This window comes from Clostridium drakei (assembly GCF_000633595.2).
GTDB lineage: Bacteria > Bacillota > Clostridia > Clostridiales > Clostridiaceae > Clostridium_AM > Clostridium_AM drakei.
This window is the reverse complement of record NZ_JIBU02000022.1, coordinates 91,940-103,513: the sequence shown is the minus strand read 5'-3', so window position 1 is coordinate 103,513 and position 11,574 is coordinate 91,940. Positions and strand designations below refer to the sequence as shown.

General features: G+C 29.9%; 10 protein-coding genes and 1 riboswitch. Of the genes, 7 read left to right on the top strand and 3 right to left on the bottom strand.

What is annotated here, in order from left to right; all coding sequences use genetic code 11:
• Positions 1-230: 230 nt before the first annotated feature.
• The 7 genes from EG57_RS0211880 to EG57_RS0211850 all read left to right on the top strand — a co-directional run bounded on the left by EG57_RS0211880 (position 231) and on the right by EG57_RS0211850 (position 8,013).
• Positions 231-1,520 carry an Nramp family divalent metal transporter gene (locus EG57_RS0211880; protein ID WP_032077429.1) on the top strand — a complete coding sequence of 430 codons (1,290 nt, stop codon included), beginning with the start codon at positions 231-233 and terminating at the stop codon, positions 1,518-1,520.
• A gap of 145 nt (positions 1,521-1,665) precedes the next feature.
• A riboswitch (SAM riboswitch) is annotated at positions 1,666-1,774 on the top strand.
• A gap of 116 nt (positions 1,775-1,890) precedes the next feature.
• The gene (locus EG57_RS0211875) at positions 1,891-2,961 is read left to right on the top strand and encodes a methionine ABC transporter ATP-binding protein (RefSeq protein WP_032077428.1); all 1,071 of its coding nucleotides are present in this window, start codon (positions 1,891-1,893) and stop codon (positions 2,959-2,961) included.
• 29 nt (positions 2,962-2,990) lie between these two features.
• Entirely contained in the window at positions 2,991-3,671 is a 681-nt protein-coding gene (locus EG57_RS0211870) for a methionine ABC transporter permease (RefSeq protein WP_032077427.1), read from the top strand.
• Between the two features lie 99 nt (positions 3,672-3,770).
• Positions 3,771-4,601, top strand: a complete 831-nt coding sequence (locus EG57_RS0211865; RefSeq protein ID WP_032077426.1) for a MetQ/NlpA family ABC transporter substrate-binding protein — start codon at positions 3,771-3,773, stop codon at positions 4,599-4,601.
• A gap of 34 nt (positions 4,602-4,635) precedes the next feature.
• Entirely contained in the window at positions 4,636-5,460 is an 825-nt protein-coding gene (locus EG57_RS0211860) for an epoxyqueuosine reductase (protein WP_032077425.1), read from the top strand.
• A 112-nt stretch (positions 5,461-5,572) separates the two neighbouring features.
• Positions 5,573-6,751 (top strand): trans-sulfuration enzyme family protein, encoded by a 1,179-nt coding sequence (locus EG57_RS0211855; RefSeq protein ID WP_032077424.1) that lies wholly within the window; start codon positions 5,573-5,575, stop codon positions 6,749-6,751.
• A gap of 53 nt (positions 6,752-6,804) precedes the next feature.
• Positions 6,805-8,013 (top strand): M20 family metallopeptidase, encoded by a 1,209-nt coding sequence (locus EG57_RS0211850; protein WP_032077423.1) that lies wholly within the window; start codon positions 6,805-6,807, stop codon positions 8,011-8,013.
• A gap of 489 nt (positions 8,014-8,502) precedes the next feature.
• Here EG57_RS0211850 and EG57_RS0211845 read toward each other — a convergent pair whose 3' ends face one another.
• From EG57_RS0211845 to EG57_RS0211835, 3 genes are all read right to left on the bottom strand, one after another.
• Positions 8,503-9,459, bottom strand: coding sequence for a polysaccharide deacetylase family protein (locus tag EG57_RS0211845; RefSeq protein ID WP_032077422.1), 957 nt, complete (start codon positions 9,457-9,459; stop codon positions 8,503-8,505).
• Positions 9,460-9,581: 122 nt separating this feature from the next.
• Positions 9,582-10,559, bottom strand: coding sequence for a hypothetical protein (locus tag EG57_RS0211840; protein WP_032077421.1), 978 nt, complete (start codon positions 10,557-10,559; stop codon positions 9,582-9,584).
• A 152-nt stretch (positions 10,560-10,711) separates the two neighbouring features.
• The gene (locus EG57_RS0211835; RefSeq protein ID WP_032077420.1) at positions 10,712-11,566 is read right to left on the bottom strand and encodes a hypothetical protein; all 855 of its coding nucleotides are present in this window, start codon (positions 11,564-11,566) and stop codon (positions 10,712-10,714) included.
• Positions 11,567-11,574 lie beyond the last annotated feature (8 nt).

Genomic DNA, 11,574 nt, shown 5'->3' with positions numbered 1-11,574 from the left:
TTGAGCAAAGCTCCAAAAGTTATCCACATTTTTCAACTTTCAATTCTGCAATCATCTAAACTATATATATATGTTTGATTATAAGAAAAAATTACTTTAATAAGGTAACATTCTTAAAATGTAATGCATAATTATATTACTGAAACAAACTTAGGCTAGGGTAAGATATTTAACCCCTAATAAATTATATTATATCTGGAAAATAAAATAAATAGCTGAGGTGTATAATGATGAGAAGTGATAGAAGTGCAATTGAGTTAAATGTTGTCTCTGATGAGTTAACAGTCATCGGTGTTCAAAATAATAAAATACTGTTTAAAATAAAACAGTTATTAAAATATCTAGGACCTGCATTTATTATTAGTGTAGCATATATTGACCCAGGAAATTTTGCAACAAATATAAGTGGTGGAGCTAAGTTCAATTATGAACTGATTTGGGTAATATTGTTCAGTAATATAATGGCCATATTTCTACAAACTATGTCTGCAAAATTAGGTATAGCAACAGGAAAAAATCTTCCGGAGATGTGTGCTGAAGTTTTTCCTAAATCTGTAAATTGGATTTTTTGGATTGTTGCTGAATTAGGAGCTATTGCAACTGATTTAGCAGAGTTTCTTGGTGGAACTTTAGGATTATACTTATTGTTTAAAATTCCTTTAATATATGCAGGACTGTTGACTGGAATAATAACTTTTATGATAGTATATATGGAGAAGTATGGTCAAAGAGCTATAGAAATTATTATAACTTTATTGATAACTATAATTTGTATAGCATATACTATAGAGTTATTTCTTTCCAAACCAGATTGGATTGAAGTAGGTATGCATACCATAATTCCTATGTTGCCTAATAATGAAGCAGTTTTAATTGCTGTTGGTATGCTTGGAGCTACAGTTATGCCTCATGTAATATATCTACATTCTCATTTAGTTCAATATAGAAAATCAGGTTCATCTAATTTAGATAAATTGCAACATCTTAAAATGGAAAAGATAGATATAGTTGTAGCCATGAATATTGCATTTATAGTTAATGCTGCAATGCTTATAGTATCTGCTGCAGTGTTTTATAAAAATGGAATAGCAGTTGGTACTATAGAAGAAGCACATAAATCATTACAGCCTTTGTTAGGAGCTTTCTCAAGTGGTGCTTTCGGAATTGCACTTTTGGCATCAGGATTATCCTCTTCTGCAGTAGGAACTATAGCAGGCCAAACTATCATGAAAGGTTTTGTTAATTTAAGTATTCCAATAAACTTAAGAAGACTTATAACTATGTCACCAGCTATGGTAATTATAGCAATGGGAATCAATCCAATGTATGTGCTTGTGCTAAGCCAAGTTGCTTTAAGTTTTATACTTCCATTTCCAATTATTCAAATGTTATATATATCAAATCGTAAGGATTTAATGGGAATGTTAGTTAATAATAAATTTACTAAGATTTTAGGTGGATTGATAGCAACTGTAATAATATCATTAAATATATTATTGCTGTATTTAACCTTTTTTTAGAATATTTTCATACACATTCAATTAAAAAAATATAAATTTTAGTCATAAAAGGTATTGACAGTGTGGCAAATTATAATTATAATGTAAATCATTAAATACTTAAATGTTTGGGACAGAAACATGAATTTAAAAGTGAATATTTTTTACCTTATCAAGAGAAACTGAGGGACTGGCCCTATGAAGTTTCAGCAACCACATGCAGCGAGCATGTAAAGGTGCTAATTCCAGCAGAACTTTGTTCTGGAAGATGAGAGTGGTATAGAAAATTTATGTACTTTAGTACGGTTTTTTATAATGGAAATCCTCTTCTTCGAAGAGGATTTTTTATTTTTTAAATAAATAAGCAAGTATAAATTAAGGAGGGACAAAAATGATATGTTTAAATAACATTAAAAAAATTTATACAAATGGTAATGTCAAGGTGGAAGCCTTAAAAGAAATTAATCTTCATATTAAAGCTGGTGAAGTTTATGGAATTATAGGGTATAGCGGAGCTGGTAAAAGTACTTTGATTAGATGTATAAATTTATTGGAAAAGCCTACTTCAGGAGATGTAATTGTAAATGGAAAAAATTTAACACAGCTTTCAAGAAAAGAGCTCAGAAAAAGTAGAGAAAAAATTGGAATGATATTTCAAAATTTCAATCTTATGAGAAGCAGAACTGTATTTGAAAATGTAGCTTATCCTTTAAAGGGTAAAGGATTGAGCAAACAAGAAATAAAAGAAAAAGTACTAAGCCTTTTAAAACTAGTGGAACTTGAAGAAAAGGTTGATGTTTATCCTTCACAGTTAAGTGGTGGACAGAAACAAAGAGTGGGTATTGCTAGAGCTTTAGCCAATGACCCTGAAGTGCTTTTATGTGATGAAGCAACTTCAGCTTTAGATCCGCAAACTACTGGAGCGATTTTGAAATTGCTTAAGGATATTAATGAAAAGCTGAAATTAACTATAGTGATTATAACCCATCAAATGGAAGTTGTTAAGGAAATTTGTCAAAAGGCAGCAGTAATTGATGGAGGACAAATAGTAGAACAAGGACCTGTAATAGATATATTTACAAATCCAAAATCAGAGATAACAAAAAGATTTATAGGCTCATTATTTCACTATGAAAAAATTTATGATTTCCTTAAAAAAGAAAACTTTGCTTTTAATGAAATTACAGAAGGAGAGAAGGTGGTAAGAATATCTTTTACAGGAGAAAAAACAGGCCATGCTTTCATTTCCAAAATTTCAAGGAAATTTAGAGTTGATGCAAGTATATTATTTGGAAATATAGAAATCATCCAGCATACCCCAATTGGTAATTTAATAGTAAAGTTAAATGGATCTAATGAAGGTATAGCAAATTCAATAAAATATTTAGAAGAAAATAATATTTCTGTAGATACAATAGAGATTAAAAAAGATGATAAAAAATTAAAAGTTAGCAGTAATTAAATGCTAAAAACTTTATGGAGGCGATAAAATTGATTGAATATTTAAATAATATAGCACCAAATTTAGTAAAACTCTATCCTGATATGATAAAATCATTATTTGAAACTTTTTATATGGTTGCCATTTCAGGAATTATATCAGCAATTATTGGAGTTGTTTTAGGAGTTACATTGGTAGTTACAAGGGAAGGAAATATATTAGAAAATAAGATTATTAATGGAGTGTTTGCAAAAATAATTAATATATTTAGATCTATACCATTTATTATTCTTCTTGCAGCTATCATTCCACTTACAAGACTTTTAGTAGGTACTACCATAGGTACTAAGGGGGCTCTTGTTCCACTCATATTTGGATGTACTCCTTTCTTTGCAAGACAAATTGAATCAGCACTACTTGATATAGATAAAGGAGTAATTGAAGCTGCACAAGCTATGGGCTCAAGTCCTCTAGAAATCATATTTAGAGTAATGTTAAAAGAAGGACTGCCAGGAATTATTCATGCTGTAACCATAACAATTATAAGCTTAATTGGATTGTCAGCTATGGCAGGTACTGTTGGAGGAGGTGGACTTGGTGATTTTGCAATACGCTATGGATATCAATATTTTCAAACTGATATTATGGTAGCTACAATAATTGTACTTTTAATTATTGTTAATATTATTCAATTTTTAGGAGATATTTTATCAAAATTAGTAACACATTAAAAGGAGGTTAAAGTCCTAAATGGACTTTAACGAGTAGTTCACGAGCGGGAGCGAGTAGGATTAACGACTCAGTGTTTCCGACTAAAAGGAGGAAGATTCATGAAAAAATTTACAGGTATATTTTTAGCAATAACGTTATCTTTAGGACTTTTATCAGGTTGTGGAGCAAGCAGTGGTTCACAGCAAACTAGCTCTAATAAAAAACAAGTAGTAAAAATAGGTATAACAGGTGATGATCATAAGATATGGGACAAAGTTAAAGAAAAGGTTGCAAAAGATAATATTGATTTGCAAGTAGTTAGCTTTTCAGATTATGTACGTCCTAATTTAGCACTTGCTCAGGGAGAAATTGATTTAAATGCATTCCAACATCATGCTTATTTAGATAAATTTAAGAAAGAACATAATTTACAAATAATTGCCATAGGTGATACTGTGCTTGCACCTCTTGCAGTATATTCAAAAACTTTAAAATCTGTTAAGGATATTAAAAATGGTGGTAAGATAGCTATTCCTAATGATGCAACTAATGAGGGGAGAGGGCTAAACTTACTTCAAAGTGCAGGACTAATAAAATTAAAAGATGGTGTAGGAAATTTACCAACACTTAAGGATATATCAGAAAATCCAAAAAACATTCAATTTGTAGAGCTTGTAGCAACTCAAATTCCAAGATCTCTTCAGGATGTTGATTTAGCTATAATAAATAGCGGAGTTGCAATAGATGCAAAATTTAATCCAGTTAAAGATTCTATACTTATAGAGGATGTTACTAATGACAAAGCTAAGCCTTATATAAATTTAATAGCTGCTAGAGAAAAAGATAAGGATAATGAGGCTTACAAAAAAGTACTTAAAGCTTATCAAAGTGATGATATAAAGCAGTTTATAAAAGAAACATATAAAGGTGCTCAAGTACCTGTGTTTTAAAAGTTAGTGTTTATCTTATGAAGGAGTTTTGGATATGATTGAAAATAATAAGGGTTATGAACTAAAAGCATCTATTATTAAGGAAGTAGAAAAAATGGGAGCAAATCTTTTAGGGTTTGCTTCTGTAGAAAGATGGGAAGAATTTAAAGACACTAAGTCAGAATTTTTTCCTCAAAATATATGGCCTGGAACTAAAATAGTGATTGTTTTAGGACTACAGATATTTTTACCTATGCTTGAAACAACTCCTTCAGTTGTTTATTCTGAATTGTATAATACTACAAATCGGTTATTAGATGATATGGCATATAAGCTTGCCAATTATCTTAATAAGAAAGGTCATAAAGCACTTTTTTTCCCAAGAGATTGCTATGGTGATATTTCTGTACTTGTTAAAAAGCCAGAAGCAGCTTTTTCTCATGTGTTAGCAGGTAAATATGCTGGACTAGGTACCATTGGATGTAATCATACTTTACTTACAAAGGAGTTTGGTCCAAGGGTAAGGCTTGTATCAGTTTTTACTGATGCTGTTATTCCAGAAGATGAAATGTGTGAAGAGGAATTATGTATTAAATGTAGTATATGCAAAAAATGTTGTCCAACAGAAGCATTTTCTTCAAAGGAGGGCTCTATTTTTAAAATGGATAAAGAAAAATGTGCTAAATATCATGCTGAACTTAAAGGTGCTTATAAATATCCATGTGGAGTATGTATAAAGGTATGCCCTGTTGGAGAAGATAGAAAAATTTATGGAATGGATGCTAATAAATATTTAAAGGAAAAAGAAGTGCTTAAGGAAAATAAGGATACATCGGAATATAGTGGATGGATTCACTGCAGAAGCTATGGTTCAAATTGATCATTATATAAGTATAAATTATGCAGACAAAGAGATTTTAAAAATATTTATTTAGGATAATAAGTTATAAAAATGACTATTTAAATAAATGGAAGTTTGGAGGAAGAGTAATATGAAAAAAAGTTTTGCAACAAGTCTTGCTCATTTAGGAGAAAAGAATCCCCCATCAATATCTTCAGCAAAGTCAATACCTATATCAATGAGTTCAGTATTTGTTTTTGATGATGTAGAAACATTAGATGCAGTATATGAAGGAGGAGTTAAGGGCTATGTGTATTCAAGAAATGGAAACCCAGTTCATGATGCACTGCAGGAAATAATTGCAAACATAGATGAAGGAGAAGATGCTCAAGTATTTTCTTCAGGAATGGCTGCTATTACTATGGCTATTATTTCACAAGTAAAAGCAGGGGATCATATAATAGCTTCAAATGTATTATATGGAGGAACTTATCAATTTCTTAAGGTTGAATTAGATAAATTTAATGTAGAGGTTACATTTGTTGATATTATAAATGATGATGTAGAAAAATACTTTAAGCCAAATACAAAATTAGTATATGTAGAAACCATATCAAATCCATTGATGGAAGCTATTGATATAAATGATATTTCTAATAAAGCTCATAATCATAATGCAAAGTTAATGGTAGATAATACTTTTGCTACAGCTGTGGTATGCCAACCACTAAAATTAGGAGCGGACGTGATAGTTTACAGTGCCACAAAATATTTAAATGGACACAGTGATGTAACAGGAGGAGCCGTAGTTTCAGATAAAGAGACTATAAATAAGGTAAAAAATACAGGAGCATTATATGGACCTATGATGAGTCCTTTTGATGCATGGCTTTTAATAAGAAGTTTGAGAACATTAGAACTTAGGATAATTCAGCATTCAAATAATGCTTTAAAATTAGCAGAGTTTCTAGAAAAACATCCTAAAATTGAAAATGTATATTATCCAGGACTTATAAGTTCACCTTCTTATAAAATTGCAAATAAGATTTTCAATAGTAACTTATATGGAGGTATGCTCAGTATTGATTTGAAAAATGGGGAAAAGGGAGCTTACGATCTTATAAGGGAGCTTGAAACAATAAAGTTTGTACCAAGTTTAGCAGGAGTTACTACATCAGTTTCTTACCCTGTTAAAACTTCTCATAGAGCATTAAATGATGAAGAACTTAAAAAGGCCAATATTTCAAAGGGCTTGATTAGAGTTTCAACGGGATTAGAAAATATAGATGATTTAATTTCCGAATTTGACAAGGCATTAAATAAAATATAAACAATTGAAAGCTTATAGATAAGTTTACTTACATTTAAAGGGGGCATTCATACATGAATATACAGAATGTTAAAAAAATTAAACAAGATATAATTGATGAATTAGAAAATAAGAAAGAAAATTATATAGATATAAGCCATAAGATACATGAGCATCCTGAAATAGGAAATGAGGAGGTTTATGCTTCTGAACTGCTTATAGACACTTTAAAAAAAGAAGGGTTTCAGGTAGAAAAAGCGTTAGCAGGTCATCCTACTTCTTTCATAGCTAGAAAGAAATCCAGTAAAAATTCTGGACCTACTATAGGATTTTTAGCAGAATATGATGCTCTTCCAAATTTAGGACATGGCTGTGGTCATAATATTATAGGAACTGCTAGTACAGCAGCGGCTATTACTTTATCTAAATACATAGATGAAATTGGTGGAGAAGTTTTAGTGTTTGGAACGCCTGCTGAAGAAGGAGGAGAAAATGGCAGTGCAAAGGCAACCTTTGTCAAACAGGGATTATTTAAGGGTGTAGATGCTTGTTTAATGGTTCACCCTGGAGGAGAAAACTCTGTAACTCCATATTCTTTAGCTAATAATCCAATACAATTTGAATTTATAGGCAAAGCTTCCCATGCTGCATCTGCTCCTGAAAATGGTATAAATGCACTAGATGGGGTAATTCAGCTTTTCAATGGAATAAATGCTTTAAGACAGCATGTAACAGATGATGTTAGAATGCACGGAATTATAACTGATGGAGGAAGTGCACCAAACATTGTTCCAGATTATGCAAAGGCTAAATTCTTTATACGTGCATTTACAAAAGAAAATTGTGCTTTAGTTACAGAAAAGGTGAAAAATATTGCGAAAGGAGCAGCTTTAAGTACTGGCGCTAAAGTTAATATAAGCTTTTTTCAAAATGAAGTAGATAACTTTGTTATAAATGAAAAATTTGATGAAGTATTTTCAGAAAATCTAAAATTACTTGGAATAAATATAGATAATATTCCTAAAAAAGGTATAGGTTCTACAGATGCAGGTAATGTAAGCCAAGTAATTCCAACCATTCAGCCTATTATAAAAATAGGTGATAAAAGTTTGTGTGCGCATACACCTGAATTTAGAGAAGCTGCTAAATCAAAAAAAGGGGATGAAGCTTTGATAACAGCATCAAAGGCTTTAGCACTTACAGGGCTTACTCTTTTGACAGATGAACATAAGCTATTGGAGATTAAAGAAGAATTCAACAGATGTAGGAATAGAAATTTGTAGTAACATAATATAAGCACATTGCGATGTAACTTAAAGTACAGTGGAAGTTTGAATTTTAACTTTTATTTTGTGATATATTATAAGGGTGTTCTCACGGCTAAATGTATTAAGCAGAGAGCCAAAATCTACGATTTTGTGCGAATCGCTTACTCCTCTGATGAAACGAAGAGAGTTTCCAATTTAAAATAAAGCTCAAAATTTTTGAAAGCCTAAGAACTTTGTCAAACTCGGTTCCCTCAAACAGGACTAAAGTTCTAAGGCTTTCAAAAATTTTCAGCTAAGAATAATACTAAAACAATTTAGTAATGCACAATTCTCCTTTTAAAAGTTCTACTCGTAAGAGTGAAAAATATTCTACTACTTTCTCCTAGAAATTATATAATAAAACAAAAGTTGGGTTTCTTAGCTTGATGGTTATGAGGTCTGATCCATTACAAAAACTGGAATAGTTTTTGTGGCTAATATATCTATGTTATTTACACTTTAACTCTATGACATAGTTCTAAATTCATATCCTTGCCCTTTTAAATACTCTATTATTTGAGGAAGTGCTTTAGCAGTTTCTTCTTTACCATATGTATCATGCATTAATAAAACTATCTTTTCTTTTGTTCCAACGCTTTTTATTACTTCACTCACCAGCTCTGATGCATTCTTTTTACTGCCTTCTGAGTCAAAGTCGTAAGCATTCCAATCGATACTATACATTTCTTTTTCCTCCAATTTAGTATTAAATTCTTCTAAATTAGGATCTTTATAATATTCTCTTGACATATAACCTCCGGGCATTCTTAACACCCTTGTATTAAAGTCTTGTCCAACTATGTTTTTTATTGCAGCGTTAGTTTCTTCCACTTCTTCCATAAAATATTCTACATTTATCTTGTTTTCAGGATATAGATTTTTTAAATTGTGAGAATAAGTATGATTTGCCAATGCATGTCCTTCTTTAAAAATTTCCTTTACTATTTTTTTACTTCCTTCATTAGTATTTATCTCTTTCCCAATTAAACAAAAGGTAGCTTTTACATTATAATTTTTTAACACACTTAAAATCTTAGGTGTTACTGTTACAGAGGGACCATCGTCAAAAGTAAGAAAAGCTATTTTTTTACCATCATTTTTTTCCTTATTATCTAATATATTTTTTATTTTTTTTGCATCATAAGTATATTTTAGCCCTTCACTACTTACATTATTTCTCTTAACTTTTGGACGATCTTCTTTATGATTTTCTTTTTCTTCATTACTAGGTGTTTCTGATTTTATATTATTTACTGTCTTAGTTTTGTTAGCAGCTATTGTTTTATTAGCTTGTACTATTTTACTATTATACTCCTTATATTCTTTATATAATAAAATAAGAACTATAATTAGAAAGGCTAAAATTAAACGTCTTCTTATAAACTTAACCTTTTTATTTTTTCTCCTCTTTTTTACCTGCATTTTATGCCTCCTAATTAATTACTGTAGGTTTTTACTAACAAGCTGTCATCCATGCTGAAAGCATCTAAATATAGGCCTACATTACTTAATGTAAGCCTATTGATATATTTTCACAATATATACTATTTAGTAACTTCTACTGCCAAATTCCCTTCTTTATCGAAAGATAAATTGATAATTTTTGTTATTACTTGTCCATCTTCAAGTTCTACTTCAGCAGTTACTGTATCGCTAGGCAGATTTTTATAATTGCTATAGAAATTTTCTTTCTTTAAGACATCCATGGCCTTTACTGGAAGCCAATTGAATGAAAATTCGCCTTTATTATTGTCATTAACTTTTATCTTTGATCCTCGCTGCATATATGGCTGAGTTTCTTGCTGAGGCTTATAGAATGTTATGACTGAATTACCTGATTCATAGTCTATTTCGCAACCCAATCCATAACTATGGCTATCCAGATCTATATCCTTTCCTTCAAAGTATTTGTTTTTATATTCATCAAATTCTCCCGCCTTCCACATTCTAGTAAAGGTTTTTTCTACATTCTCTATACTTAAATCCGAACCTACTTTAGAATTAGGAAATGTAATCTTACATAAATATATATCTCCATTGTTTTCCATTTTTTTAAACACTTCATTATCAAAATAATAGAGTTCCCCATTAATTGAGCTATAGGTGATAGATTTTATATTTGCTCCACTCCATAATAGTCTTAAATCTGATTCAAAATTCACTTCATATTCTTTAATTTCTTCTCCCTTTTCATTTACATAAGAAATAAGTTTTCCTTGCGTAATTTTACTAGGCATATCTTTTCCTATGTTGACTTTAAGATCAATTTTTGAGTTTCCAGCATTAAAAAAATCCTTATTCTCTACAGTACGAGCAAACACTTTTGAGTAATTATTTGTTATATCCAATAAGTTATATCCTAATACTGTGGTAAGCGCTAACGACGCTGCCACTAACCTAAATGGTAGTATTTTATATTTAATAAACCTTTTCTTATAATTGGATAAAACATTTTGTAATTTATATTCTTTATTCACAATGTTATCCTCCAGCATTCCTTGATAAAATTTATTCTTTTTCATATTAAATTTGCCTCCTTATTCTTCATTTCTTATTATAAATAATTGTAAGTAACTCATTTAGTTCTAGAACTTCTAAATTAAAATTCCTTACACTAATAAAAGAGATAAAAAGTAAGCTTTTTGTTTCAAAGAAACAAATATTTTTATAATATTTATTTCTTAACTTCTACTACTAGATTTCCTTCTTTATTGAAGGATAAATTTATAGATTTTCTTATTACTTGTCTATCTTCAAATTCTACTTCAGCAGTTATTGTATCACTGGGCAGTTTTTCATAATTGTTAGAAAAATTTTCTTTCTGGAGAATGTCCATAGACTTTACTGGATTCCAATCAAGAACAATTTCACCTTTATTACCATAAACTTTTATCTTTGATCCTCTATGAATATATGATGAATTTCCTTGCTGAAGCTTAAAAGATACTTCCCCATTATCCTCCATTTTTTTAAACATTTCATCATCACAATAATAGAGTTCTCCATTAATAGATGTAAATGTAGCAGATTTTATATTTGATGCATCACATACTAGTCTGAAATCTGCTTCAAAATTAACTTCATATCCTTTAATTTCTTCTCCTTTTTTATTTACATAAGAAACAAGTTTACCTTGTGCAATTTTACCATAGGGTACTTCTCTTTCCGTATTAACTTTTAGTTCAATTTTTTTACTTTCATCAATTTTAAGTTTACCATCATTAGCAGAAACCTTATTGTCTACAGCACATGCAAATACTTTGAAATAGTTATTTGATTTATTTACTTCTGATGAGTCCATATTATTAAATGTTTTAGATACACTCGTAGGTTTCATCTTCAATAAATTATACCCAAGAATTACTATAAAAGCTAAGAATACTGCCGTTAATCTGAATGATAGCATTGTATGCTTACTAGATCCATACTTTTTATCTTCATTATAATTAGATAAAGTATTTTTTAATATACGCTCTTTGTCTACAATATTATTGTCTATCACTCTTTTGAAAAATTCATTCTTTTTCATACTAAATT

What these genes read in the sequence shown, in the direction of transcription:
- EG57_RS0211880 (WP_032077429.1), top strand. Translation starts at nt 231, where the DNA reads ATGAGAAGTGATAGAAGTGCAATTGAGTTAAATGTTGTCTCTGATGAG.
- EG57_RS0211875 (WP_032077428.1), top strand. Translation starts at nt 1,891, where the DNA reads ATGATATGTTTAAATAACATTAAAAAAATTTATACAAATGGTAATGTC.
- EG57_RS0211865 (WP_032077426.1), top strand. Translation starts at nt 3,771, where the DNA reads ATGAAAAAATTTACAGGTATATTTTTAGCAATAACGTTATCTTTAGGA.
- EG57_RS0211860 (WP_032077425.1), top strand. Translation starts at nt 4,636, where the DNA reads ATGATTGAAAATAATAAGGGTTATGAACTAAAAGCATCTATTATTAAG.
- EG57_RS0211855 (WP_032077424.1), top strand. Translation starts at nt 5,573, where the DNA reads ATGAAAAAAAGTTTTGCAACAAGTCTTGCTCATTTAGGAGAAAAGAAT.
- EG57_RS0211850 (WP_032077423.1), top strand. Translation starts at nt 6,805, where the DNA reads ATGAATATACAGAATGTTAAAAAAATTAAACAAGATATAATTGATGAA.
- EG57_RS0211845 (WP_032077422.1), bottom strand. Translation starts at nt 9,459, where the DNA reads ATGCAGGTAAAAAAGAGGAGAAAAAATAAAAAGGTTAAGTTTATAAGA.
- EG57_RS0211840 (WP_032077421.1), bottom strand. Translation starts at nt 10,559, where the DNA reads ATGAAAAAGAATAAATTTTATCAAGGAATGCTGGAGGATAACATTGTG.
- EG57_RS0211835 (WP_032077420.1), bottom strand. Translation starts at nt 11,566, where the DNA reads ATGAAAAAGAATGAATTTTTCAAAAGAGTGATAGACAATAATATTGTA.